At 42.0% G+C, this 26149-nt stretch carries 17 protein-coding genes, 8 tRNA genes and 3 rRNA genes; 25 read left to right on the forward strand and 3 right to left on the reverse strand.

Annotation, left to right across the window (positions count from 1 at the left end; translation table 11 throughout):
* The first annotated feature begins 214 nt into the window (after positions 1 to 214).
* From Gferi_RS18655 to Gferi_RS18710, 12 genes are all read left to right on the forward strand, one after another.
* Positions 215 to 1733: ribosomal RNA gene (locus Gferi_RS18655) — 16S ribosomal RNA — on the forward strand.
* A 65-nt stretch (positions 1734 to 1798) separates the two neighbouring features.
* Positions 1799 to 1874: transfer RNA gene (locus Gferi_RS18660), tRNA-Ala, on the forward strand.
* Positions 1875 to 1925: 51 nt separating this feature from the next.
* Positions 1926 to 4988 (forward strand): 23S ribosomal RNA (locus Gferi_RS18665).
* A gap of 63 nt (positions 4989 to 5051) precedes the next feature.
* Positions 5052 to 5168 (forward strand): 5S ribosomal RNA (rrf, locus tag Gferi_RS18670).
* Together the 16S, 23S and 5S rRNA genes with 8 tRNA genes alongside form the textbook arrangement of a ribosomal RNA operon.
* A gap of 7 nt (positions 5169 to 5175) precedes the next feature.
* Positions 5176 to 5250 (forward strand) — tRNA-Asn (locus tag Gferi_RS18675).
* A gap of 7 nt (positions 5251 to 5257) precedes the next feature.
* Positions 5258 to 5333: transfer RNA gene (locus Gferi_RS18680), tRNA-Met, on the forward strand.
* A 4-nt stretch (positions 5334 to 5337) separates the two neighbouring features.
* A tRNA-Glu gene (locus Gferi_RS18685) sits at positions 5338 to 5412 on the forward strand.
* Between the two features lie 7 nt (positions 5413 to 5419).
* A tRNA-Val gene (locus tag Gferi_RS18690) sits at positions 5420 to 5495 on the forward strand.
* Positions 5496 to 5510: 15 nt separating this feature from the next.
* A tRNA-Leu gene (locus Gferi_RS18695) sits at positions 5511 to 5594 on the forward strand.
* 5 nt (positions 5595 to 5599) lie between these two features.
* Positions 5600 to 5674: transfer RNA gene (locus Gferi_RS18700), tRNA-Gly, on the forward strand.
* Positions 5675 to 5681: 7 nt separating this feature from the next.
* Positions 5682 to 5757: transfer RNA gene (locus Gferi_RS18705), tRNA-Phe, on the forward strand.
* Positions 5758 to 5914: 157 nt separating this feature from the next.
* Positions 5915 to 7024, forward strand: coding sequence for an aminopeptidase (locus Gferi_RS18710; protein ID WP_069979142.1), 1110 nt, complete (start codon positions 5915 to 5917; stop codon positions 7022 to 7024).
* Between the two features lie 33 nt (positions 7025 to 7057).
* On the opposite strand, the gene Gferi_RS18715 is transcribed toward Gferi_RS18710, so the two are convergent.
* Positions 7058 to 8275, reverse strand: coding sequence for a 2,3-bisphosphoglycerate-independent phosphoglycerate mutase (locus Gferi_RS18715; RefSeq protein ID WP_069979148.1), 1218 nt, complete (start codon positions 8273 to 8275; stop codon positions 7058 to 7060).
* A 687-nt stretch (positions 8276 to 8962) separates the two neighbouring features.
* Between Gferi_RS18715 and nifH the strand changes: the two genes are divergently transcribed.
* The 9 genes from nifH (at position 8963) to nifV (ending at position 19006) form a co-directional block, all read left to right on the forward strand.
* The gene (gene nifH / locus Gferi_RS18720; protein WP_069979150.1) at positions 8963 to 9781 is read left to right on the forward strand and encodes a nitrogenase iron protein; all 819 of its coding nucleotides are present in this window, start codon (positions 8963 to 8965) and stop codon (positions 9779 to 9781) included.
* A gap of 177 nt (positions 9782 to 9958) precedes the next feature.
* Positions 9959 to 10285: a P-II family nitrogen regulator gene (locus Gferi_RS18725; protein WP_069979151.1), complete on the forward strand. Its 327-nt coding sequence runs from the start codon at positions 9959 to 9961 to the stop codon at positions 10283 to 10285.
* A 16-nt stretch (positions 10286 to 10301) separates the two neighbouring features.
* Positions 10302 to 10688 carry a P-II family nitrogen regulator gene (locus Gferi_RS18730; protein ID WP_069979153.1) on the forward strand — a complete coding sequence of 129 codons (387 nt, stop codon included), beginning with the start codon at positions 10302 to 10304 and terminating at the stop codon, positions 10686 to 10688.
* 20 nt (positions 10689 to 10708) lie between these two features.
* Positions 10709 to 12313, forward strand: coding sequence for a nitrogenase molybdenum-iron protein alpha chain (nifD, locus tag Gferi_RS18735; protein WP_069979155.1), 1605 nt, complete (start codon positions 10709 to 10711; stop codon positions 12311 to 12313).
* Entirely contained in the window at positions 12307 to 13671 is a 1365-nt protein-coding gene (gene nifK, locus Gferi_RS18740) for a nitrogenase molybdenum-iron protein subunit beta (RefSeq protein WP_069979159.1), read from the forward strand. The genes nifD and nifK overlap by 7 nt, the downstream gene beginning before the upstream one ends.
* Before the next feature lie 69 nt (positions 13672 to 13740).
* Complete coding sequence (gene nifE / locus Gferi_RS18745; protein WP_069979161.1) at positions 13741 to 15126, forward strand: nitrogenase iron-molybdenum cofactor biosynthesis protein NifE; 1386 nt, start codon at positions 13741 to 13743, stop codon at positions 15124 to 15126.
* Positions 15104 to 16465, forward strand: coding sequence for a nitrogenase component 1 (locus Gferi_RS28845; RefSeq protein ID WP_069979162.1), 1362 nt, complete (start codon positions 15104 to 15106; stop codon positions 16463 to 16465). The genes nifE and Gferi_RS28845 overlap by 23 nt, the downstream gene beginning before the upstream one ends.
* Positions 16466 to 16503: 38 nt before the next feature.
* Positions 16504 to 17745: a nitrogenase cofactor biosynthesis protein NifB gene (gene nifB / locus Gferi_RS28850; RefSeq protein ID WP_069979163.1), complete on the forward strand. Its 1242-nt coding sequence runs from the start codon at positions 16504 to 16506 to the stop codon at positions 17743 to 17745.
* A 127-nt stretch (positions 17746 to 17872) separates the two neighbouring features.
* The gene (gene nifV, locus Gferi_RS18760) at positions 17873 to 19006 is read left to right on the forward strand and encodes a homocitrate synthase (protein WP_069979174.1); all 1134 of its coding nucleotides are present in this window, start codon (positions 17873 to 17875) and stop codon (positions 19004 to 19006) included.
* Positions 19007 to 19135: 129 nt separating this feature from the next.
* Here nifV and Gferi_RS18765 read toward each other — a convergent pair whose 3' ends face one another.
* A complete protein-coding gene (locus Gferi_RS18765) occupies positions 19136 to 22249 on the reverse strand; it encodes a cation-translocating P-type ATPase (RefSeq protein ID WP_083273635.1) in 3114 nt (1037 codons plus the stop codon).
* 189 nt (positions 22250 to 22438) lie between these two features.
* On the opposite strand from Gferi_RS18765, the gene Gferi_RS18770 reads away from it, so the two are divergent.
* From Gferi_RS18770 to Gferi_RS18785, 4 genes are all read left to right on the forward strand, one after another.
* Positions 22439 to 22699: a hypothetical protein gene (locus Gferi_RS18770; protein ID WP_069979175.1), complete on the forward strand. Its 261-nt coding sequence runs from the start codon at positions 22439 to 22441 to the stop codon at positions 22697 to 22699.
* Positions 22700 to 22816: 117 nt separating this feature from the next.
* Positions 22817 to 24661, forward strand: a complete 1845-nt coding sequence (locus Gferi_RS18775) for a heavy metal translocating P-type ATPase (RefSeq protein ID WP_069979176.1) — start codon at positions 22817 to 22819, stop codon at positions 24659 to 24661.
* Complete coding sequence (locus Gferi_RS18780; RefSeq protein WP_069979178.1) at positions 24662 to 24898, forward strand: lipase chaperone; 237 nt, start codon at positions 24662 to 24664, stop codon at positions 24896 to 24898.
* Positions 24899 to 24913: 15 nt separating this feature from the next.
* Positions 24914 to 25315 carry a hypothetical protein gene (locus tag Gferi_RS18785; RefSeq protein WP_069979180.1) on the forward strand — a complete coding sequence of 134 codons (402 nt, stop codon included), beginning with the start codon at positions 24914 to 24916 and terminating at the stop codon, positions 25313 to 25315.
* Positions 25316 to 25352: 37 nt separating this feature from the next.
* On the opposite strand, the gene Gferi_RS18790 is transcribed toward Gferi_RS18785, so the two are convergent.
* Positions 25353 to 26051 (reverse strand): BON domain-containing protein, encoded by a 699-nt coding sequence (locus Gferi_RS18790; RefSeq protein WP_069979181.1) that lies wholly within the window; start codon positions 26049 to 26051, stop codon positions 25353 to 25355.
* Between the last annotated feature and the right edge of the window lie 98 nt (positions 26052 to 26149).

The following is a 26149-nucleotide window of genomic DNA, read 5'->3' on the forward strand; positions in this document are numbered from 1 at the left end:
GGGGCAGAAGGCCTTGCTGAAAAATAAAAAATGATCTTGACAAGCTTAGTGAAACATGATACACTAGTCTATGTCACTGAATGTTGAGAATGTATAATTGTATAAAGTGATACCAAATTGGTCTTTGAAAACTAAACAGTGTAAGAATTAAAGCCAGCAAATATAGCGCGTAAGCGCAAACCCGTTCAATATAATTTGAACGAAGCGAGCATTTTTATTTGAGAGTTTGATCCTGGCTCAGGATGAACGCTGGCGGCGTGCCTAACACATGCAAGTCGAGCGGGATTGTGGAGTAGCTTGCTACGAAGCAATCTAGCGGCGGACGGGTGAGTAACGCGTGGGCAACCTGCCCTATACAGGGGGATAACACACCGAAAGGTGTGCTAATACCCCATAACACCGATGCTTCGCATGGAGAGTCGGTCAAAGATTTATCGGTATAGGATGGGCCCGCGTCTGATTAGCTAGTTGGTGAGGTAAAGGCTCACCAAGGCGACGATCAGTAGCCGACCTGAGAGGGTGATCGGCCACACTGGAACTGAGACACGGTCCAGACTCCTACGGGAGGCAGCAGTGGGGAATATTGCACAATGGGGGAAACCCTGATGCAGCAACGCCGCGTGAGCGATGAAGGCCTTCGGGTCGTAAAGCTCTGTCCTAAGGGAAGAAGAATGACGGTACCTTAGGAGGAAGCCCCGGCTAACTACGTGCCAGCAGCCGCGGTAATACGTAGGGGGCAAGCGTTATCCGGAATCACTGGGCGTAAAGGGTGCGTAGGCGGCCGATAAAGTCTGGGGTGAAAGGCTACGGCTTAACCGTAGTAAGCCTTGGAAACTTATTGGCTTGAGTGCAGGAGAGGTAAGTGGAATTCCTAGTGTAGCGGTGAAATGCGTAGATATTAGGAGGAACACCAGTGGCGAAGGCGACTTACTGGACTGTAACTGACGCTGAGGCACGAAAGCGTGGGGAGCGAACAGGATTAGATACCCTGGTAGTCCACGCCGTAAACGATGAGTGCTAGGTGTCGGGGGCGACAGCCCTCGGTGCCGCAGCTAACGCATTAAGCACTCCGCCTGGGGAGTACGCTCGCAAGAGTGAAACTCAAAGGAATTGACGGGGACCCGCACAAGCAGCGGAGCATGTGGTTTAATTCGAAGCAACGCGAAGAACCTTACCAGGACTTGACATCCTCCGCATTAGCCGTAACGGGTGAAATCCCTTCGGGGACGGAGAGACAGGTGGTGCATGGTTGTCGTCAGCTCGTGTCGTGAGATGTTGGGTTAAGTCCCGCAACGAGCGCAACCCTTGTCTTTAGTTGCCAGCAGGTGAAGCTGGGCACTCTAGAGAGACTGCCGGGGATAACTCGGAGGAAGGTGGGGATGACGTCAAATCATCATGCCCCTTATGTTCTGGGCTACACACGTGCTACAATGGCTGGTACAACGGGAAGCGAAGGAGTAATCCGGAGCAAATCCTAAAAGCCAGTCTCAGTTCGGATTGTGGGCTGCAACTCGCCCACATGAAGCTGGAGTTGCTAGTAATCGTGGATCAGAATGCCGCGGTGAATGCGTTCCCGGGTCTTGTACACACCGCCCGTCACACCATGGGAGCTCAGGGCACCCGAAGTCAGTGGGCTAACCGAAAGGAAGCAGCTGCCGAAGGTGAAATGAGTGACTGGGGTGAAGTCGTAACAAGGTAGCCGTATCGGAAGGTGCGGCTGGATCACCTCCTTTCTAAGGAGCTAAGGCTTTTTCTTACACTGTCTAGTTTTGAGAGACTAATAGTCTTTCAAAAAGTTGGGGATGTAGCTCAGCTGGGAGAGCACCTGCCTTGCACGCAGGGGGTCAGGAGTTCGATCCTCCTCATCTCCACCAACATGTACCTTGAAAACTGAACAATGAAGAGAGAATCAAAATACAATTTCTGGTCAAGTTATAAAGAGCATAGGGCGAATGCCTTGGCACCAGGAGCCGAAGAAGGACGCGGTAAGCTGCGATAAGCCTCGGGAAGCCGCAAGCAGGCATTGATCCGGGGATTTCCGAATGGGGGAACCCAGCTGGGGTAATACCCAGTTACCCACTACTCAATCCATAGGTAGTGAGGAGGCATACCAGGGGAACTGAAACATCTAAGTACCCTGAGGAAGAGAAAGAAAACTCGATTCCCTAAGTAGCGGCGAGCGAAAGGGGATTAGCCCAAACCAAGAAGATTTCTTCTTGGGGTTGCGGATATACTCATTAAGAGATGGCAGTTGTAGTCGAAGCGGTCTGGAAAGGCCCACCATAGGAGGTAAGAGTCCTGTAGATGAAACGACTAAAGTCTTGAGTATACTCCAGAGTACCACGAGACACGTGAAACCTTGTGGGAAGCAGGGGGGACCACCCCCCAAGGCTAAATACTACCTGGTGACCGATAGCGTATAGTACCGTGAGGGAAAGGTGAAAAGAACCCCGGGAGGGGAGTGAAAGAGAACCTGAAACCCTATGTTTACAAGCAGTGAAAGTCCTTTATACGGACGATCGCGTACTTTTTGTAGAACGGGCCAACGAGTTACGGTATGCAGCAAGGTTAAGCTGTTATGCAGCGGAGCCGCAGCGAAAGCGAGTCTTAAGAGGGCGATACAGTTGCATGCCGTAGACCCGAAACCGGGTGACCTATCCATGAGCAGGATGAAGCGGAAGTAAAATTTCGTGGAGGTCCGAACCCATGTCTGTTGAAAAAGGCTGGGATGACTTGTGGATAGCGGAGAAATTCCAATCGAACCCGGAGATAGCTGGTTCTCCCCGAAATAGCTTTAGGGCTAGCCTCAAATGAAGAGATGCGGAGGTAGAGCACTGAATAGCCTAGGGGCCCTCACCGGTTACCAAAGCTTATCAAACTCCGAATGCCGTATTCTTATATTTGGGAGTCAGACTACGTGAGATAAGTTTCGTGGTCAAAAGGGAAACAGCCCAGACCGTCAGCTAAGGTCCCAAAGTACAGGTTAAGTGGAAAAGGATGTGGGATTGCACAGACAACTAGGATGTTGGCTTAGAAGCAGCCACTCATTTAAAGAGTGCGTAATAGCTCACTAGTCGAGTGATCCTGCGCCAAAGATGTCCGGGGCTCAAACCTGTCACCGAAGCTACGGCTTGATGTAGAACCAATAGTATTCTTTAGGAAAATCCCTAACGGGATGAAGGACATCTTCGCGAAAGATTTCGAGCTTACCTAAAAGAGCGAGAAAACTTACGCCAAGATCCAAAAAGCTAAAACCTAGAGGGTAGTACTGGTTCTACATCAGGGGTAGGGGAGCATTGTATGCGGGTAGAAGTCACACCGTAAGGAGTGGTGGACTGCATACAAGAGAGAATGTTGGCATGAGTAGCGAGAGGTGGGTGAGAATCCCACCCGTCGAAAACCTAAGGTTTCCTGAGGAAGGTTCGTCCGCTCAGGGTTAGTCGGGACCTAAGCCGAGGACGAAAGTCGTAGGCGATGGACAACAGGTTGAAATTCCTGTACCACCGAAGATTGTTTGAGCAATGGGGTGACACAGGAGGATAGGTCATGCGCACCGTTGGTCGTGTGCGTCTAAGCCCGTAGGGAGTTAGGATAGGCAAATCCGTTCTAACAATCCTAAAAGGTGATGGGGAGTGAAATTTAAGTAGCGAACTGACTGATTCCACACTGTCAAGAAAAGCCTCTAGTTAGATCTAGGTGCCCGTACCGCAAACCGACACAGGTAGGTGAGGAGAGAATCCTAAGACGAGCGAGAGAACTATTGTTAAGGAACTCGGCAAAATGACCCCGTAACTTCGGGAGAAGGGGTGCCACGGTAGGGTGTTAAAGCCCGAGGTGGCCGCAGAGAATAGGCCCAAGCGACTGTTTAACAAAAACACAGGTCTCTGCTAAGTCGAAAGACGATGTATAGGGGCTGACGCCTGCCCGGTGCTGGAAGGTTAAGGGGACGTGTTAACCGCGAGGTGAAGCACTGAACTTAAGCCCCAGTAAACGGCGGCCGTAACTATAACGGTCCTAAGGTAGCGAAATTCCTTGTCGGGTAAGTTCCGACCCGCACGAAAGGCGTAACGATTTGGGCACTGTCTCAACAATAGACTCGGTGAAATTGTAGTACCAGTGAAGATGCTGGTTACCCGCAGCAGGACGGAAAGACCCCGTGGAGCTTTACTGTAGCCTGACACTGGATTTTGGTATTGCATGTACAGGATAGGTGGGAGACTTGGAAGCTTGGACGCCAGTCTAGGTGGAGTCAACCTTGGGATACCACTCTTGTAATACTGGAGTTCTAACCATAAGCCGTGAATCCGGCTTTGGGACACTGTCAGGTGGGCAGTTTGACTGGGGCGGTCGCCTCCCAAAAAGTAACGGAGGCGCCCAAAGGTTCCCTCAGCGCGGTTGGAAATCGCGCGTAGAGTGTAAAGGCAGAAGGGAGCTTGATTGCGAGACGTACAGGTCGAGCAAGGACGAAAGTCGGGCTTAGTGATCCGGTGGTTCCGAGTGGAAGGGCCATCGCTCAACGGATAAAAGCTACCCCGGGGATAACAGGCTTATCTCCCCCAAGAGTCCACATCGACGGGGAGGTTTGGCACCTCGATGTCGGCTCGTCTCATCCTGGGGCTGTAGTAGGTCCCAAGGGTTGGGCTGTTCGCCCATTAAAGAGGCACGCGAGCTGGGTTCAGAACGTCGTGAGACAGTTCGGTCCCTATCCGCTGTGGGCGCAGGAAATTTGAGAGGAGCTGTCCTTAGTACGAGAGGACCGGGATGGACGTACCTCTGGTGTATCAGTTGTTCCGCCAGGAGCACGGCTGAGTAGCTATGTACGGACGGGATAAGCGCTGAAGGCATCTAAGCGCGAAGCCCCCCTCAAGATTAGATTTCCCATCCGCAAGGAGTAAGACCCCAGATAGACTATCTGGTTGATAGGTCGGAGGTGTAAGGGCAGTAATGTCTTCAGCTGACCGATACTAATAGGTCGAGGACTTGACCAAATGTATTTTTTCTCTAACTTCATGGTTCAGTTTTGAAGGTATATGCCTTCTAACTTCATAAAATCCAGTGACTACAGCGAAGGGGTCACACCTGTTCCCATACCGAACACAGCAGTTAAGCCCTTCAGCGCTGATGGTACTTAGGCGGAAGCGCCTTGGGAGAGTAGGTCGTTGCTGGTTTAGGCATTCCAGAGTAGCTCAATGGTGGAGCACCCGGCTGTTAACCGGTAGGTTGAGGGTTCGAGTCCCCCCTCTGGAGCCATTGATATCGCGGAGTGGAGCAGTTGGCAGCTCGTCGGGCTCATAACCCGAAGGTCACAGGTTCAAGTCCTGTCTCCGCAACCATTAAGGCCCATTGGTCAAGCGGTCAAGACACCGCCCTTTCACGGCGGTAACCCGGGTTCGATTCCCGGATGGGTCACCAATATCAAGGTCGCATAGCTCAGCTGGGAGAGCACCTGCCTTACAAGCAGGGGGTCATAGGTTCGATCCCTATTGCGACCACCATTTACAACTTAACATGCGGGTGTGGCGGAATTGGCAGACGCACTAGACTTAGGATCTAGCGCCACGTGCGTGGGGGTTCAAGTCCCTCCACCCGCACCAACTTTGCGGAAGTGGCTCAGGGGTAGAGCATCGCCTTGCCAAGGCGAGGGTCGCGAGTTCGAATCTCGTCTTCCGCTCCATTTTTTTGCCCAGATAGCTCAGTCGGTAGAGCAGGGGACTGAAAATCCCCGTGTCGGTGGTTCGATTCCGCCTCTGGGCACCATTTATAAACTTGACGATAAGCCGTCAAGTTTTTGTGTTTTAAAAATAATAAGAAAGTAATAACAATCATAAAAAAATATTGATATATATATAAATAAAGGATTTTAAATATTTTCGGATAATATACTAAATCAGAGATCGTGAAGGGGGAGAGGAAAGTGGCTGATTTAAGAATAAAAAAACTTGCAGATTTATTAGTGAATTATTCATTCCAGTTAAAAAAAGGAGAAAAATTTTTAATAGAAGCTTCAGATTTAGCATTACCGCTGGTAAAAGAAATCTATCGGGAGGCCCTTCATGTAGGAGCGAATCCTGAGCTACATGTGACGCTGCCAGGTTTTAAGGAGATGCTTCTGAAAACAGGAAATAGGGAACAGCTGGAATACATATCCCCTATTGATACTGCTATACTTACTAATTACGATGCGCTTCTTACCATATGGGGAGACCATAATACCAGGGAACTAACAGGTGTTGATCCCCTGAATATTGCTTGTCACCGGGCGGTTCGTAAAGACTTGAAAATGAAATTTTTAAAAAGAGCTGCCAAAGGGGAGGTAAAATGGTGTGGTACACAATTTCCTACTCACTCAGATGCCCAGGAAGCAGGTATGTCTTTAGAAGAATATGAAGATTTTGTTTATGGAGCAGGATTGTTGAATGAGGACAATCCTACGAAAAAATGGAAGATTATCTCTGAACAACAGGAAAAAATCTGTAACTATTTAAATACAAAGAAAGTTGTTAGGATTGTTTCTGTAGATACAGATATTACCTTTTGCGTAGAGGGGCGAAAGTGGATTAACTGCGACGGAAAAGAAAATTTCCCGGATGGAGAAGTATTTACTACACCGGTCCGGGACAGTGTTAATGGAACAATCCGATTTACTTATCCTGCGATCTATTCCAGCAGGGAGGTTGAAGATGTACGGCTAACTTTTGAAAATGGGAAGGTTATAAAGGCGTCTGCAGAAAAAGGGGAAGACTTCTTACTGTCGGTTCTGGATACGGATGAAGGTGCCCGGTATGTAGGAGAAATCGCCATCGGAACAAACTACGGCATTCAAAGATTTACTAAGAATATATTATTTGACGAAAAAATCGGTGGAACCATTCATCTTGCAGTTGGATCTGGAATGGAGGAAACCGGTGGAAGCAATGAATCGAGCATTCACTGGGATATGATTTGCGATATGCGGGATCATGGGCAAATTTATGCAGATGATGAATTGATTTATGAAAAGGGAAAATTCATTATTAATTTTTAAAATACATAAGCCAGGCAAATACCTGGCTTATTTTTATGCACCAAATTTGTCCAATCGTTTGGCATTGGACAACAAAATTCCCATTAAGTACTTGCTTTCAAAGAAGCCTAAGCTTCCTTGGTTGCATGCATTTTCATGGAAGAATTGTACATCATCTGCACCTGTGAAGGGACCGTGAATGAGTGTAGGTACAGGATGCCAGCTGTGGGAGCGCATAGCGCAAGGGGAGGAATGATCTCCCGTGATAGTGAGAACATCAGGAATATGCTCTAAAAGTATGGGGAGTGATTTATCAACTTTTTCGATACAGCTTACCTTTGAATCAAAGTCACCATCTTCCCCAGCTTGGTCAGTACCCTTGACGTGGATAAAGAAAAAATCATACTTATGACGATTTTCAATATAGGATTGAAAAAGTCCTTCAATAGAGTCCCCAGCAGGGAGAAGCGTCATACCTAATAGTGAAGCGATTCCCCGGTACATAGGATATGCTGCAATTGCAGCAGACTCTAATAAGTACTTATCCCGCATGGTAGGAATTTTAGGTTTTGATGCAATCCCCCGAAGTAAAAAGGCATTGGCCGAGTGTTCATTCTTTAATAAATCATAGCCCAGATGAACAAATTTATTAATTACCTTAGCCAAAAATTCAGATTGAGAATTCTGGCCCTTAGCAGCTAAGGGCGCTTTACCTTCTTCTAATGGATCGGTATCATTAATTAGAGCTCCGATTTCCTTCTCTTTACTTCTAAATACCGTTACAAATCGATGTCCCTTACCTGGTTCAATAATAATTTCCACTCCATCAATTTCTTTGATTGATTTTAATTTTTGACAAAGAATCTCCGTAATCTCAGTAGGAATCCTGCCGGCACGGCGATCAGTGATTCTACCGTGTTCATTCATTGTGGCAAAATTACATCGGGCAGCAACATCTCCGTTTTTTAGATCAAAACCAATTCCAATAGATTCTAGTACTCCACGACCAATAGCAATCTGCAATGGATCATAGCCAAATAACCCTAAGTGTCCGGGACCACTTCCTGGTGTAATTCCAGGCAGAATGGGTATGCTGCGGCCAAGGGCCGATACCGCTGCCAATTTATCGAGATTGGGAGTTTGTGCATACTCCAAGGGGGTTTTATTGTGAAATTTTGGGCTGCGAAGATCGCCAACACCATCCATCACCAACATTACAATTTTTGAGTTGTTTGACTTTATTGTCTCCTTGATCACTTGATCATAATTCATAGGGGTCACCTCTTATGTGTGGGATTTGATATTCAATATCTTTTATTATGAACATCGAGCCACTTTTTATGTATGCAGCTGCTTGCTTGTTCTTTTTACCGGGACTTCCCATTGATTACTTGCAGGTTTTGCTTTTGGACCAGTGATGGGTGCTTTATGAGCGCTACATTAGGTGCTATATTCTTTGTGGTCTTATCTCTACTCTCGGGATGGATTAAAGAGAAAAAGGGTGTAGAACTATAAAATATTAAAATAAGTAGAAGGCCAGTTTAAATTTATATTAGAAGGGGCTAAAAACAAAAAAAAATTTTTGAGTTTTTTCTGGTTTTGTGATAATGTTACCATTTTTGAAAAATGAACATTTACCTGCAAAAATAATTTTTTAAAAATTAAAATAATTCAAAAAAATACAATAAAAAACATTTGTAATGCAATTTTTTCTATGATATATTAGTAAAAATAAAAAAATAGGAATAAAAAGAAAATTAATTCTATTTAAAATCATGATATAACGAACATTAAAATAAATCATTAAAATGTTTGTCCGGAATTATAAGGCGGGGAAATATTTACTGAGAGCAACAGAATCAAATCCAACTAAGTATACAATATACAATATGATATCTTATCAGCAGCTAAATGCCTGCTGATGAATAAATAGAAAACTAAAAGAAAGGACTGATACTTATGAGACAAATTGCGATTTATGGAAAAGGTGGAATTGGGAAATCAACAACAACCCAAAATTTGACATCAGCACTGGGAGAGATGGGTAAAAAGATCATGGTAGTTGGCTGTGATCCAAAAGCAGATTCTACAAGACTGCTCTTAGGAGGTTTATCTCAAAAAACGGTTATGGATACCTTAAGAGAGGAAGGTGAAGACATAGATTTGGAGGATATCTTACTTCCAGGATACTTAAGTATTAAATGTGTTGAGTCAGGAGGCCCTGAACCCGGTGTAGGTTGTGCAGGACGAGGAATTATTACCTCCATCAATATGCTAGAAAGCTTAGGGGCCTACGAGGGGGATTTAGATTATGTATTCTATGATGTATTAGGGGATGTTGTTTGTGGTGGGTTTGCAATGCCGATTCGCGAAGGAAAGGCACAAGAAATATATATAGTAGCCAGTGGTGAGTTAATGGCGTTATATGCCGCAAACAACATTGCAAAAGGAATTCAGAAATATGCAAAATCCGGAGGCACGCGATTAGGCGGAATTATTTGCAACAGCAGAAAGGTAGATAATGAATATGAGCTATTAAGTGCATTTGCAAAGGAACTGGAAAGTCAGTTGATTCACTTTGTACCCAGAGACAACATTGTACAAAGAGCAGAAATCAATAAAAAAACTGTCATCGAGTATGATGCAAAGTGTGAACAGGCAGACGAATATAGAACGCTGGCAAGAGCAATAGATGGAAATGATATGTTCGTCACACCAAAACCTATGCATACCGATCGATTAGAAGAATTGATGATGGAGTATGGAATTTTAGGATAGGGTGTGGGTGCTTTTCCCTTGAAATTAAGAATGCGCAACGTTTTCCCCAACGGTTCGCAAGAGTTCAAACACTCACACCACTCCCATCATAACATATCGGAAGATGCGATAGCAATACATTGTGTTTGAATTCATAAGCCTAAAAGTTAAACAAGTTATGACTAGGAGGAATAAAAAATGAAATTAATTAGAGCGATAGTTAGACCGGAGAAAGTAATCAGTGTTTTAACAGAATTAAATGACGCAGGATTCCCTGCGGTAACGAAGATAGATGTGGTAGGAAGAGGAAAGCAAAGAGGGATTCGAGTAGGGGATGTTTACTATGATGAAATACCTAAAAATCTATTGATGTTTGTTTGTGAAGATGAGTATAAAGATCATGTGGTAGAAGTCATTATGCGCAAATCAAAAACCGGTGAAAAGGGTGCTTTTGGAGATGGGAAAATATTTATTAGTGAAGTAGAAGAGGTTTATACCATAAGCAGCGGAGAGAAGAAATTATAGGGAAGGGGATATCTTTATGAAAGAAATCATTGCAGTAATTCGCATGAATAAAGTCAATCAAACAAAGGATGCTTTAGCAGAAGAAGGATTCCCTGCCTTTACTTGCTTAAAGGTCTCAGGAAGAGGGAAGAAGAAGGTAGATTATCAGGAAATAGCAGAGGATTTATTAAAACAGAAAGATATTCCCAACGCAGTTGCAGAGGCGGTTTCAGAAGAGCGAAGGCTGCTGGCAAAGAGATTGATATCCCTTACGGTTGCAGATCAAGATGCACCAAAGGTAATTCATACGATTATCAATATCAATCAAACGGGTAATCCTGGAGATGGAAAAATATTTGTTATGTCCATTGGCGAAGCAATACGAGTAAGAACTGGTGAAACAGGAGAGCAAGCAATTGTCTAGAGAGGAGGAATGATGGAGCGATGATTAAGTTAAAAAGTATACAGAAAATATTAGAAGAATATCCACCTAAAGTAAAAAAGAATAGAGAGAAACATATGGTTGTAAAAGGTCTTGATGAAAAACATGAAATAGAGGCAAACACCCGTACAATACCAGGAATTATTACCAATAGAGGCTGTTGCTTTGCTGGATGCAAGGGTGTTGTATTGGGGCCTTTGCGGGATGTGGTACATATTGTTCACGGTCCAGTGGGATGTTCCTACTACACCTGGGGAACCAGAAGGCATAAGGGAAGATCTGAAGCAGGAGAAGATAATTTCTTAAGCTACTGCTTCACGACGGATATGCAGGAGAGTGACATTGTTTTTGGAGGAGAGAAAAAACTAAGGGAAGCAGTGAAAGAAGCATATGAGCTTTTTAAGCCAGAAGCCATTACCATTTCAGCTACCTGCCCAGTAGGATTGATCGGTGACGATATACATGCGGTAGCTAGGGATGCGCAAAATGAATTTGGAATACAGGTGTTAGCCTTTGATTGTGAAGGTTATAAAGGGGTTAGTCAATCGGCCGGTCACCATATTGCAAATAATGTATTGATGCGTGATGTCATTGGAACGGGAGATGCAGAAACAGGAAAATATTCAATCAATATCTTGGGAGAATATAACATTGGTGGTGATGGTTGGGAGATTTCTAGAATTTTAAGTAAAATTGGTTATCATATTGTCTCAATTATGACCGGAGACGGTACCTATAAAGAGTTGAAAAGTGCACATAAAGCAGATTTAAATCTAGTTCAATGCCATCGATCCATCAACTATATTGCCGAAATGATAGAGGTGAAATATGGGACCCCCTGGCTTAAGGTCAATTTTATAGGGATAGAATCTACCATTAAGACCTTGAGACACATGGCCAAATATTTTGGGGATCAAGCATTAATCGATCGTACGGAAGTTGTAATTACAGAAGAACTAGCGAGCATAGAAGAATCATTAAAGATATATAAAAGAATGTGTGCAGGAAAAACCGCACTCTTGTTTGTGGGAGGCTCCAGGGCTCATCACTATCAGGGTTTATTGAGAGAACTGGGGATAGAAACAGTTATGGCTGGTTACGAATTTGGACATCGAGATGATTATGAAGGGCGCGACGTGATCCCCTATATTAAAATGGATGCAGATAGTAGAAACATTCCAGAACTTCAGGTAACCAAAGATGAAAAAAATTACCGGTTATACCTGTCACCGGAAAAGATAGAAGCATTAAAGAAAGAAATGCCTCTTAGCAGATATGATGGGATGATCAAAGAAATGAAGGGTGGCAGTTATATTATTGATGATCTAAATCATTTTGAAACAGAGGAATTGTTAAAGAAGCTGAAGCCGAGCCTATTTTGCTCCGGTATAAAAGATAAATTTGTAGCTCAAAAAATGGGAATTTTCTCAAAACAGCTACATTCATATGATTACAGCGGTCCCTATGCAGGCTTTAAAGGTGCAATTGTTTTTGCAAAAGATATTTCCATGGGTATGAACACCCCGACATGGAGTTTTATTACACCGCCATGGAAAAAGATACCTATGTTGGAAGGAAAAATTGTGAAGGAGGTTGGCGCATGTTAGATCATACATCAAAAAAAATCAAGGAAAGAAAAGCATTGGTAGTAAATCCGGCTAAAACATGTCAGCCCATTGGAGCTATGTATGCGGCTCTAGGTATTCACAATTGTCTGCCCCATAGTCACGGCTCTCAGGGGTGCTGTTCTTTTCATAGAATGCATTTGACACGACATTTTCGAGACCCAGTTGTTGCTTCCACCAGTTCTTTTACAGAAGGGGCATCAGTCTTTGGTGGTGGAGCAAATTTAAAAACATCCATTAAAAATGTGTTCTCTATTTATAAACCCGATGTAATTGCAATTAATACTACCTGTCTATCTGAAACCATTGGAGATGATTTGCCTACTATAATTAAGGATTCAGAAATACCAAAAGGCAAATTTGTATTTCATGCTAATACACCCAGTTATGCAGGTTCACATGTAACTGGATTTTCCAATATGGTAAAGGCGATGGTCACGAATTTCTCAGAGGGAAAGGGCGACGGTATAAACAAAAAGGTAAACATTATACCAGGATATACAGAACCTGGTGATATGCGGGAATTAAAAAGAATTGTAAAGATCATGGATATTCCATGTATTTTATTTCCTGATACCAGCGGTGTTGTGGACTCACCCATGACTGGGAAATACGAAATGTATCCTAAGGGGGGAACCAGAGTAGGAGACTTGATTGATACGGGTAATTCCATAGCCACCGTGGCATTAGGAAGCTTTGCATCTGAAGCTGCGGCCTATGAACTGGAAAAAAGATGTAAGGTAGATGCACATATCCTGAATCTTCCCATAGGTATCAAGGCAACCGATGAATTGATCATGGAGTTAGTTAAGATTACTGGAAAAGATGTTCCCTATGAGCTGGAAGAAGAGCGAGGTCAGTTAGTGGATATTATGACCGACACCCATCACCATTTCCATGGAAAGCGGGTAGCTATTTTTGGAGATCCAGATCATGTGATTGCCATGACAGAATTCACCCTCAGTTTAGGAATGAAACCGGTTTATGTGGTTACGGGAACACCGGGTATCTCTTTTGAAAAACAGGTTCAGAAAATGCTGGAGGATTCTCACTTGCAGGGAATGGTGAAAAGCTCGGGAGACCTCTTTGCACTTCATCAATGGATAAAAAAAGATCCAGTAGATTTGTTGATTGGAAATACCTATGGAAAATATATTGCGAGGGCAGAGGATATTCCATTGGTACGATTTGGTTTTCCTAATTTAGATCGCAGCGTACACAGTTATTTCCCAATCGTAGGATATAAAGGGGCAATGCGTATCATCGAAATGATCAGCAATGCACTGCTGGAACGAGTGGATCGGGATGCAGTAGATGAAGATTTCGAACTGGTATTATAAAAATAATAGATAAGGGACTAAATGTGGTTGTTAAAGCCACATTTGACCTAATAAGCGAGGTGATTTCTGATGGATGCCAAAAACTATTTGGAGGCATTGGAAGAGAGGAATGCTTCCATTGTAGAAAAATCAATAAAAAGCCAAAATCAAAAAATTAAATGCAGTCAAAATAGTATCGCAGGTGCTGTTAGTCAGCGTGCTTGTGTCTACTGCGGTGCAAGGGTAGTTCTTAACCCTATTACGGATGCATTTCATATTGTTCACGGGCCCATCGGATGCGCAAGCTATACCTTAGATATTCGAGGGAGTTTAAGTAGTGGAGAAGAAATTTATCGAAACAGTTTTTCAACAGATTTAAAGGAACAGGACATTATTTTCGGTGGAGAAAAAAAACTGGCAGCAGCAATTGGTGAAATCGCAGAGCACTATGACCCAAAATTGGTTTTTGTTTACTCTACCTGTGTGGTGGGCGTGATCGGTGATGACTTGGAGGCAGTATGTAGAACTGCAGAAGAGAAATATTGCATTCCAATAATCCCTATACAATCCTCAGGATTTGCCGGCAATAAAAATGCAGGTTATAAAGCAGCTTGTCATGCACTACTGAATCTAATGAGAAAAGGATCTGTAGGGGAAAAACTAGAGGGAATCAACTTTCTGGGTGATTTTAACCTGGCGGGTGAAATTTGGATTAATCAATCCTATTTTCGTCAAATGGGGGTAGATATGGTCTCTAAAATAACAGGAGATGCCAGCTATGATGAGTTGATAAAGGCACCGCAGGCAAAATTGAATATTGTTCAATGCGCAGGTTCTATGACCTATCTAGCAAAACAGATGAAGATGTGTTATGGCATACCTTTTATCAATGTCAGCTTTTATGGATTAGATGATGTAGCAGAATCCCTTCGAAATATCGCTTATGCATTAGGAGATCCTGAGATCATAGAAAGAACCAAACGACTTATTGGATCAGAATTAGAAAAAGCCAATACAGATCTTGAATTCTATCGAGACAGGCTCAGGGGAAAAAAAGCGGCGATCTATGTAGGCGGCGGTTTTAAGGCGATTTCTTTGATTAAGCAGTTTAATGATCTGGGTATGAAGACCGTTATGGTGGGAACCCAAACCGGAAGAGAAGAAGAATATGAAACGATCCGAGAATTGGCAGATGAGGGTACTATGATTTTAGATGATACGAATCCTACAGAACTGGAAAGATTTATGAAGGAAAAGGGAGCAGATATTCTAGTAGGTGGCGTAAAAGAAAGGCCATTAGCGTATAAATTGGGTGTAGCATTTTGTGATCATAACCATGAAAGAAAACATCCTCTAAATGGTTTTGAGGGAGCTGTTAACTTTGCTAAAGAAGTATATACCTCTATCTATAGTCCTGTATGGAGAATGATCAAAAGGGAATTGGGGGGTACATATGAAAAAGAGAAACTTTATTAATTTAAATGTAAATCCCTGCAAATGCTGCATGCCAATGGGGTCTTCCATTGCATTAAAAGGAATCGAAAGTACAATGGTGTTGCTCCATGGTTCCCAGGGCTGCAGTACCTATATTCGAAGACATATGGCACGCCACTATAATGAACCCATCGATATTGCATCCTCTTCCCTAAATGAGAAGGAAACGATTCATGGTGGTGCTACCAATCTAAAAAAGGGCATAAAAAATACATTTCGATACTATCAACCTAAATTGATTGGCATTTCCACTACTTGTCTTGCAGAAACCATAGGAGAGGATGTGCAGCAAATTATTGCAGAATTCAAGGAAGAAGAGTCACATCTTCAGGATATAGACTTAGTTCCCATATCTACACCCGGATATGGGGGAACCCACTACGAAGGCTTTTATTTTGCACTACGGAAAGTATTGGAAAAGCTTGCAGTAGATGATACACCTAATAAATCGGTTAACATTATTGCAGGGAATCTGACACCGGCAGATATTCGAAGAATCAAAGAAGTACTTGGTCTTTTTCAAATCAACTTCACAATTTTACCGGATGTGAGTAAAACTTTAGATGGACCCTTTGAAAGGGAATATCAAAAGCTATCCTCAGAGGGCACCAAGATTGAAGACATTCGAAGAATGGCTGGTGCTGCTGCTACGATTGAAATGGGGATGCTGGTACCAGAACATATTTCCCCTGGTAAATATCTGGAGGAACGGTTTGGAATTCCGCTGCATCGCTGTTCATTACCTATAGGATTAGAGAATACAGATGCTTTTATCAAGTTGCTACAGTGCTTCAGCAGCGTGCAAATACCGGAAAATTTGAAGGAAGAACGGGGACGCATGCTTGACGGAATGATTGATTCCCATAAGTACAATGGAGAAGGACGTGCAGCCATTTTTGGAGAGCCGGATATGGTCTATGCAGTTAGTAAATTGTGTATCGAAAATGGAATTCGGCCACTGCTGATTGCAACGGGAACAAGAACGACAAAATTAAAGGATTTACTGTCTCGCGATTTAGAAAGAATGACTGAGCCCTGTAACATTATCGATGATACGGACCTAGAAACGGTACAGGAATACGTAAAGGAATTGGCTATCAATATTCTTATTGGAACTTCAGATGGCAAGTATATTACGGAAAAAGAGGGGGTTCCCCTGGTGCGGATTGGTTTTCCTATTCATGACCGGGTAGGTGCACAAAGGAAGCTTTATTGTGGGTATGAAGGGTCCATGCAGTTATTAGACGAGATCACCAATACACTGCTAGGGCAAAAATATGATCACTATAGACAACATATGTATGATAAATACTATGGCTAGTGTTGTATAAATAAAAATCTTGGAAGGGAGGGATCACAATGAAAGAAAGTTGGAGCACTAAAGTTAGGGAAAAGACAGAGAAACATCCCTGCTACTGTGATACTGCCCACAAATATGTGAGAATGCATATTCCTGTAGCACCAAAATGCAACATACAGTGTAACTACTGCAACCGAAAGTATGATTGTCTCAATGAAAGCCGGCCAGGTGTCACCAGTGAAATATTAACACCGGAAAATGCACTGGAAAAATATAAAGCTGTGAAGGCAAAGCTGGAAAACTTGATGGTTGTCGGAATTGCCGGACCGGGAGATGCATTAGCCAATTTCCCGGAAACACAAAAATCCATTGAACTGATAAAAGCTATAGATCCTCAGGTAACTTTTTGTTTATCTACAAACGGGTTAATGTTATCGGAATATGCAGAGGAAATTGTCAAATGGGGTGTTAGCCATCTGACAGTTACAATCAATTCCATTGATCCAATCATTGCTGCAAAGATTTATAGTACAGTAGTCTATAAAAATAAAATCTATACAGGAGAAGCCGCAGGGACTCTGTTAATAGAAAAGCAATTGACAGGATTGAAATTGGTGACAGAAATGGGGATTGTCTGTAAGGTCAATATTGTCATGATAAAAGGAATAAATGATCATCACATTGAAGCGGTAGTAAAAAAAGTAAAGGATCTGGGAGCTTTTATGACAAATATTATGCCCCTGATTCCCGCTGCAGGCAGTAAATTTGAAAATTTAGACCTTGTTAGTAAAGTAGAGTTAAATAATTTGCGAAAAAAATGTGCAATAGATTTAAAGCAAATGTATCACTGCCGACAGTGCAGAGCGGATGCCATCGGCGTATTAGGAGAGGATATCTCCATTGATTTTAGAAAGAACTGTTGTAATGCTTCCTGGAATAGGTCAAAAAATAAAGAGGAATATACCATAGCAGTTGCATCTAAAACAGGAAGGTTAATCGATCAGCATTTTGGACATGTAAAAGAGCTCTTCATATACAAATATGATAAAGCGGGTGTGAAGTTTATAGAGAGGCGTTCCGTGGATCAATACTGCAGAGGAGCAGAGGAATGTCAGGATTCAGAGACAAAAATGGAGCGTTTGAGAAAAGTTCTTCAAGACTGTAATTTAGTTCTTTGTCTTCGCATTGGCAGTACACCAAGAAAGTACCTAGAGGATCAAAATATTTATATTGCTGAGATTTATGAAGAGATCGAAAAAGGAATTATTCAGTCAGTAGAAGTTATGAACTGTGCTTCATAGTTTTGCAGTTATCTTGCTTACCAATGGCTGACTAAAGAGAAAACATTATATTTATTTTTTATATTTATTAGTAATTTGGATTTAATACGTTGGCTGCCGCATAGACAAAAAGATTGGAGGTGGGTATATGCAAGATTTTTATATTGTAGATACAACCCTAAGAGATGGTGAACAGGCTCCAGGGGTTGCATTCTTTAAAAAAGAGAAGGTAAAGATTGCAAAAATGCTGGATGAAGCTGGTGTAGACATCATTGAAGCCGGAATACCAATTATGGGCAAAGAAGAAATGGAGTGCATTGAACAAATCATTGCCATGCAAGGGAAGGCTAAAATTTTGACATGGAACCGAATGCACAAGAGAGATGTCGATGCATCTTTAAGATGTGGTGCAGAGAACATCCATATTGCGGTGCCGGCATCAGATATTCAAATTTGGCAAAAACTCAAAAAAGACCGAAGTTGGGTAATGAAAGAAATGCAGAAGGTTGTTTCTTATGCTGCAGAAAAGGGATGCAGCGTATCTGTAGGTGCAGAAGATGCATCGAGAACGGAAGAAGACTGTTTAATTGAGTTATATAAAAAGGCATTTCAAGCTGGGGCACGGCGTTTTCGATATGCGGATACGCTCGGAGTGTTAAATCCAACTAGCAGCTATCAAAAAATTAAGCGAATTCAAGAAAATATAGATGGAGAGCTGGACTTTCATGGACATAATGACTTTGGAATGGCAACTGCTAATACACTCAGTGCATTTCAGGCGGGAGCGAAGTACATCAGCTGCAGTGTAAATGGATTAGGAGAGCGAGCAGGCAATACAGCTTTGGAAGAAATCGTAATGGTCCTAAAGATTCTATTCGAATGCGAACATCCCTTTGAAGGAAAAAAAATGATGACATTGTCACAACTAGTAGAGCAAGCTTCTGGTAGAATCATTGGAGATGGAAAACCAATTGTGGGAAAGATGGTTTTTTCCCATGAATCAGGCATCCATGTAGATGGATTATTAAAAAGTCGGAATTGTTATGAAGCATTTTCGCCAGAAGAAATAGGTAGAAAAACTGAAGTTATATTAGGAAAACATTCAGGAAGTATTGCAGTCATCCACTGTTTGCAGGAAATGGGGATAGAAATTGCAAAAAAGCAATCTGATGAAATTGTTAAGATGATTCATCAGATTTATACGCATAATAAGAAACCTGATATTGATTTTCTTTTAAAGCAGTGGACTCAAGTGAATAAAAAAGTGGCAAGCAGAGCGTAAGATATTGCAGGGATCGACGCCCTTGTCGATCCCTGCATTCCTGTTTTAGATTTACGTAGGGAACGATGTTTCACCGTTCCGTTGAATATTAAACTTCTCAATCACATATTCATATGGGTAGGCTGCTGTTTAATTTACTACACCGAAGGAAGGTGTTTTTCGGATTCTCGTCACATAGAGAACATCTTTAAAGAAATCATCAAGACGGCTTAGAATCGTAGTTGATAATAGAATCATCAACCAATCTTCAATATTTAAAGGTCCCATGCTAAAGACTGCTGCCAGTGAAGGGATATAAATAGATGCCAACATTAAACCGGTAGATATAGCTACTGCCGGCAGCAATGCCTTGTTTCTCCTTATAGACATAGAACTACACTCAAAGGCATGGAGCATCTGGCAGGATACTAGATTGGCAAAAGCCATGGTACGGGCTCTTACAAGATTGCCCGTCAAGAACAATGTGCCGCCAAAAACACCAAGTGTAGTTAAACCGGTTGCAATTCCTCTTGTGATGATTCTCCTTTTTAGTCTGCTATCAAAAATACTATGGATTGCATCTCGTGGAGGTTCCTGCATGATATCTTTCTCTGGTGGATCTACACCTAATGAAAGTGCCGGAATTCCTTCTGTAACCAGGTTGATCATCAAAATTTGGCTTGGGATTAAAGGTACAGGCATGCCTGTAATAGAGGCCAGAAATATGGCCAGCACTTCTGCAAAGTTGCCAGAGAGTACATACTTTACAAACTTTTTAATATTTCGATTGATCGTTCTTCCTTCCTCTACTGCTTTGACGATGGTACTGAAATTATCATCCGTTAATATAATAGAAGAAGCTTCTCGGGTAACGTCAGTGCCTGATTTTCCCATAGCAATACCAACATGTGCTTCTTTAATGGCAGGGGCATCATTCACTCCGTCTCCAGTCATGGCTACGATATATCCTTTCTTTTTAAAGGCTCGCACAATCTTTAACTTTTGTTCTGGGCAAGTACGGGCGAATACCTGGACCTTACCAATCTCATTTGATAAAGCATCTGCATCCAAAGCATCCAGTTCTTCTCCTGAAAGAACAATGCCATCTTCTGTAAGCAAATCAATAGATTTTGCGATGGCAGCAGCGGTTTCCTTATGGTCGCCCGTAATCATTACTACCTTTATGCCTGCTTGATGGCATTTGCCAATAGCTTCTTTAACACCTTCACGGGGTGGATCCATCATACCGACCAATCCTAAAAAAATCATTTGATTGTCAAGGCCACCCTCTATTAAAGAATCAGACTTATAATCGAGGGGTTTATAAGCTAAAGCAAGGACACGCAAAGCACGGGAAGCCATGTTGTCATGCATGGAAACAATTGTATCTATATATTCTTGTGAAATATCCAGTACCTGATCATCCATCATGACACTGCTGCACTGCTCTAATATAGAGTCTACTGCACCCTTTGAAAAGACATGGTAATGGTTCTGCGCATCGGAGCAAATCGCAGTCATCCGTTTGACATCAGCATCAAAAGGAATCTCATGTTCTCGTCTATAACAGGAGAAATCTTCTAAAGGGAGGCCCGACTTTTCAACAGCAATCAATAAGGCAGCTTCTGTTGGATCTCCCTTAATTTCATATTTCTCCCCTGCTAATTTTTCTATTTCTGCATTGTTACAAAGGGCTCCGGAAGTAAGCAGAAGCCGAAGATCTCTATATTTTGAGGCAATAATTGCATTTTGATTATAGAGAAGAGTGCCCTTTTTTTGATAGCCCTCTCCTGTGATCTCTATTTTTTTATCAAGGGTAGCAATCTCTTTAACAGTCATTTCATTTTGCGTAAGGGTACCTGTTTTATCCGTGCAGATTACCTTTGTGCAGCTGAGTGTTTCTACGGCAGGGAGCGTCTTTACAATGGCATTTTTTTTCGCCATACGCTGTACACCAAAGGCTAGGGATATGGTTAATACCGTTGTTAAACCTTCTGGAATAGCGCCAACGGCTAAACTGACTCCAGTTCGCAGCATTTCTAACAGAGGGTGGCCGCCTAAAACACCGCCAACCGTAATAAGACTGCAAATGCCCAGACATCCCCAGGTAATGATCTTTGCAAGTTGATTCAAATCCTTTTGCAGTGGTGTCGACTCTGCTTTCACGTCATTTAACATTGCGGCGATTTTACCCATTTCTGTATACATCCCTGTTGATACGACCAAGGCTTTTCCTCTTCCTCTTATCACAGAGGTGCCCATATAGAGCATGTTGACACGGTCTCCTAACGGAAGGTCTTTATTATTTAAATTGTGGACTTTTTTTGAGACACTGTTGGATTCTCCTGTAAGGGAAGCTTCCATCACTTCAATACCATAACTTTCAATGAGGCGTACATCCGCAGGAACTGTATTTCCAGATTCTAGGAGGATTACATCTCCAGGAACCAGCTGGGTAGAGGAAACTTTTTTCTCTACGCCGTCCCGGATTACGCAGGCGGTAGGGGTAGAGAGCTGTTTTAAGGCATCCAAAGACCTTTCTGCTTTGTACTCTTGCCATACACCAAGGGCAGATTCTAAACCGATGATGACTAAGATGGCAGCTGCATCTACGACCTGTCCCAATAATAAAGATACCCCGCTGGCACCCAGCAGCAGCTTTATGATAAAGCTGTCAAATTGATTCAAAAACATGGATAAGAGAGAGCGAGGCTTTTTTTGTTTAAACTGGTTGAGTCCATAGGTTCTAAACCGTGTTGCAGCCTCCATAGAGGACAAACCTTCAAACAGGTTTGTATCCAGTTGTTTACTCAAGACCTCTAGTGAAAGGGTATGCCAAGTGCTCCGGGATCCGGTGCAATGAAGTTGCGGTGAAAATGTTCTTAGTCCCTCTTGATAATAGCCATGAGATAAGAGAACCCTATTACTATAGAATTCTTGCGGTGTCAGCTTTCTTTTTGCATGGAAATCAGGGTGAAGCACCTTGCCTTTGTGTGGATGGCCAGGTTTATTTGTTAAGCTATCAGATAGCATTTTTTCGATTTGGGATAAAGTACATTTGGATACATCATAGATTAGAAGTACTTTTCCCGTATATGGATTTGCTGTAACCATTTGAATGCCATCCATCTTTGTCATCGATTCGATGAGTCTTGAACAGAGTGATTCATTATTTTTCAAGCTTTCTATTTTTACCCGCATGCGTCCGGGAATATTTAATGAGTATTCTTGTATAGAAGATGATGAGACAAATTTTTCCTGCATGATGACCTCCTAGATCGAAAAAACTCTTTTTGTACAATACAATTAGTATGAGAGATATATAAATGGTTTATGCTTGGAATTTGACTGGATTAGCCTGTTAAAAAATAAAAAAACAGCGAATCTGTATGAATAATAAATATCCCTTTGACCAAAATATACTAAAGAGTATCATTAGGAGGTGAGTTGTATTTGGAACCACTAGGGTTTATATTAGGGGTCCTAACTTTTGGCGTGGCAACCCAATTTAAAAAGCCTATTCGAAAGGCTGCTGTATTTACGGCAAGTCAAGCTATGGGATTGACAAACCAACTAAAAAGCACTGCTTATGGATTAAAAGAAGAAGTGGAAGACATCATCGCAGAGGCTCAGTATGAAAACATGAAAAGAAATATGGAGAAGGTTGAAGCACTGCATCAGCAATTTGATGAGCATCATCCGGAACATCATTAATAGAAAAGAGGTGAACAGAATGATATTTTTGAAAATAGCGCTACTTGGTGTAGTAATGTATTTTAGCTCTATGGCTATGGGATGGATCATGGCCATCTAGATTTGGGGGTATTAGGTTTGTACTATGCGAATGCATCAGGAAATAAATTTATCCTGCCAGGAAGATTAAGAATTTATATAAAAGATTTAAAAGACAACCCTGCATATGGAGAAAGAATCAAGAGATTGCTTTCTGAGATTATTGGTATACACAGTATAACAGCCAATCACTTTACAGGAAAAGTATTGGTTTATTTTGATGAAAAGAAAATTGATGTAAATACCATAGAAACCCAAATACTTCAAGCCAAGGTTTTGGACCTGCACTTCATTGGCAACGAAGAAGATATGCTTCAGGTCATAACGAAAACAGGGATTTTTAAACAGCCGGAATTCAGAAGAACCCTTATAGCAGGCACTGTATTGACCGGAATATTGATCAAGCAATTTGTTTTTGGACGGACATCGCTAGCAGAGAATTATGACATATTTACTGCAGCTGCAGCTACTACCATTCTAACTGGATATCCCTTATTTAAAAAAGGAATAGGAAGATATAATGAAAAAGGAAAGGTAAACTATGAACTGATGCTTAGTATTACTGCTTTTGCCTGCATACTTCTCAGGGAGAGTACACTCAGTCTTTTTGTAGTCACCACCGCTTATCTCAGTGAAGCAATCATGACTTATATAGACAAGTGCTCAAAAAAAATGTTCGAGGATCTGTTTAAAAATCGAAGTGAAAAAGTCCATAAGCTTATTGAAGGAGAGTCAGTAGAAATAGATTATGATGAAATTCAATCAGGAGATCTATTGCAACTGCGGTCGGGAGATTTTTTGCCTGTGGATGGAGACGTCTACGCCGGAGAAGGAATCCTCAATCAAAAAGCTTTAAATGGGGAAAGCTTGCCCCAGATTGTGAAAATAGGAGATAAGGTCTATGCTGGAACGATCGTAGACCAAGGAAACCTTTTGATCAAGGTAGAAAAAGTAGGACAGGAAACGGAATATAGAAAAATTCTTGCTCTTGTTGATGGGACTTGGAAGGATCAAGATTCGCTTCAAAATGTGGTAGAGCAGCACTACCATCGATGGATGCCTTATGTGGCGGGTATGTCCTTTATAAGCTTTATTTTGACTGGGGACATCATGGTATTGATTACACTGTTGTTAATTGCCTGTCCAAAACCAGCTTATCATGCAACACCCATCGCCATCAGGACTGCTTTCATAAAGGCTTATACGGAAGGTATTTTTATTAGGAATCCAAATGCCATAGAATGGAGTAGCAAAGCAACGCGGGTAGTCTTTGATAAAACAGGGACCCTTACGATGGGAAACCCTCCGGCTGGAATTCAAGATCTTTTGAGGATGGAAAGCGGCCTATCGATAGAAGCACTAAGATCGCAAGGTATTCATAATTTTGAAATATTATCAGGGGATAAACGTGAGATTGTAGAAAAGACAGCATCCGAATTAGGTATTGACTGCTACCAATGGGGAGTATCTCCAAAGAATAAAGCAGAGATTATACAAGCAGCAGTGGATCGTGGAGATATTACGATAATGGTAGGGGATAGCATAAATGACGGACCTGCCCTTAGTCGCGCCCATGTAGGCATTATGCTGGGGGAAAAACCAGACCTAAATATACTCAGCGGTGTTGATGTGATCCTCTTCAATAACAATATACTGTCTGTTCCTAGATTTATCGACTTAAGCAGATGTACCATAAAAAATATCAATCAAAGCTATAACCTCTCACTAGGCATGAATATATTTGGAGCTTTACTGGTTTTAACAAATGGTATAAGTCCTTTTTTTGCATCCTTCTATAAGGATATCAATAGTTTGATTGTATTACTAAATGCAATGCGTTTATCGAGAGTTCCGGTGAAATATTTGAATAGGCAGGTGAACTAATTGAGTAGTGCCCATGAATTGAAACAGGATTTTGAGCAAACCTTTCAACGTTTAAAAAGTCATATGGATGAAAGCTTTATGATGATTGAAAATAATCCCGCCCATAGGGATGAAGTCATAGATCTTTGGAAAGATTATATACAAGCATTTACTGCTTATGCAATGCAAAGCAGTGAACAATATAACAATCGTGATATATATAAGGCGATTACGAAAATGCTAATCTTTGGAAAATAAATGGAGGTATGGTCAATGGATAACCTACTGAAACCTTTTGGTTCTCAAAGTTTTTTTGTTGGATTGGGGGTAGCCGCCGCAGCATATTTCTTAGGACCGCAGATCAAGGAGACAATCCGGCCTATGGCAGTCAAGAGTACACAAGGAATGATGATGATGACGGATAAAACCATGCGTATGATGCACGAGGGGAAAGACCGGGTAGAAGACATGGTTGGCAAAATGGGTAATATGGCTAGACCGGATCATATCCCAATGGAGCAAATGGGTATGATGGAAGTAATGCTTAGAGAGTTAAAGGAAGAAAGAGAACGTTCTAACAAAATGATGGAAGAATTTCGTGAGACCTTGATGAGTATACGGGATGAGATTTCAGGCAGCAGAAAAAGTGGAGATACAGCAGGAGACCTGATGTAGAGCAAATGGAAAGCCCGAGAAAATCGGGCTTTATTAGTTAATCTCTTCTAATTTTTAAACGATTAATCACTTTGCGAACACCCTCAATACCCATGGCAATCTCTTTAGCCAACTCCATTTCTTGCCGGTTGTTCACATGACCGCTTAAAACCACACGACCATGATCCACATGATGAGAAATGTCGGGATAGCTGATATCCGTGGTACTCAAGGCCTGTGTAACCTTACTGTTAATTACTGCATCATCATGAATATTCAAGCTATCAATCTTGATATTATTGACCACATCTTTAATTCCTCTGGATTCAGATGCAACCTTCATGGCAATATGGGCATCTTCTAAAGTGTGTACACTGCCTACAAGATTAGCAACTCCGTCTTCTACATGAACACCTACACCACGGATACGGTCAGCATCTCGATCTGTCATGAAGCTTTCCGTGATCTCTTTTTTCATATGCGTATCTGTAATATTGCTGTCCATTGCAATGGTGATCTTGTTTTCTATTTTCCGTACACCATCAATATTTTTTGCAATGGATTCGGCCATTTTTTTTTCCGAAAGGACATCCACCATGCCATACATATGAACCGTACCGTCTTTGCAAAATAAATTAATATCCATGGCGCTTGCCTGCATCTTTTCTTCTAATTGATCCTTAATATAATCTACAATCAAATCATCCTTACTGGGCAGTTTATCATGTTTTATTTGATTTTTTCTTTTTTCGTCCATCTGACCTTCATCCTTTCCATTGTACTACAAATATTTTTTCCATAAAAACAAAGAAACATGTAAAAAACCTATATACTTAGCAAAGTTCGTGCGGACAG

The sequence above is a fragment of the Geosporobacter ferrireducens genome (genome assembly GCF_001750685.1).
Classification (GTDB): domain Bacteria; phylum Bacillota; class Clostridia; order Peptostreptococcales; family Thermotaleaceae; genus Geosporobacter; species Geosporobacter ferrireducens.

Bases quoted from the DNA above. Each gene is read 5' to 3' on its own strand.
- Gferi_RS18715 (WP_069979148.1), bottom strand. From the start codon at position 8,275: ATGAATTATGATCAAGTGATCAAGGAGACAATAAAGTCAAACAACTCA.
- nifH (WP_069979150.1), top strand. From the start codon at position 8,963: ATGAGACAAATTGCGATTTATGGAAAAGGTGGAATTGGGAAATCAACA.
- Gferi_RS18725 (WP_069979151.1), top strand. From the start codon at position 9,959: ATGAAATTAATTAGAGCGATAGTTAGACCGGAGAAAGTAATCAGTGTT.
- Gferi_RS18730 (WP_069979153.1), top strand. From the start codon at position 10,302: ATGAAAGAAATCATTGCAGTAATTCGCATGAATAAAGTCAATCAAACA.
- nifD (WP_069979155.1), top strand. From the start codon at position 10,709: ATGATTAAGTTAAAAAGTATACAGAAAATATTAGAAGAATATCCACCT.
- nifK (WP_069979159.1), top strand. From the start codon at position 12,307: ATGTTAGATCATACATCAAAAAAAATCAAGGAAAGAAAAGCATTGGTA.
- nifE (WP_069979161.1), top strand. From the start codon at position 13,741: ATGGATGCCAAAAACTATTTGGAGGCATTGGAAGAGAGGAATGCTTCC.
- Gferi_RS28845 (WP_069979162.1), top strand. From the start codon at position 15,104: ATGAAAAAGAGAAACTTTATTAATTTAAATGTAAATCCCTGCAAATGC.
- nifB (WP_069979163.1), top strand. From the start codon at position 16,504: ATGAAAGAAAGTTGGAGCACTAAAGTTAGGGAAAAGACAGAGAAACAT.
- nifV (WP_069979174.1), top strand. From the start codon at position 17,873: ATGCAAGATTTTTATATTGTAGATACAACCCTAAGAGATGGTGAACAG.
- Gferi_RS18765 (WP_083273635.1), bottom strand. From the start codon at position 22,249: ATGCAGGAAAAATTTGTCTCATCATCTTCTATACAAGAATACTCATTA.
- Gferi_RS18785 (WP_069979180.1), top strand. From the start codon at position 24,914: ATGGATAACCTACTGAAACCTTTTGGTTCTCAAAGTTTTTTTGTTGGA.
- Gferi_RS18790 (WP_069979181.1), bottom strand. From the start codon at position 26,051: ATGGACGAAAAAAGAAAAAATCAAATAAAACATGATAAACTGCCCAGT.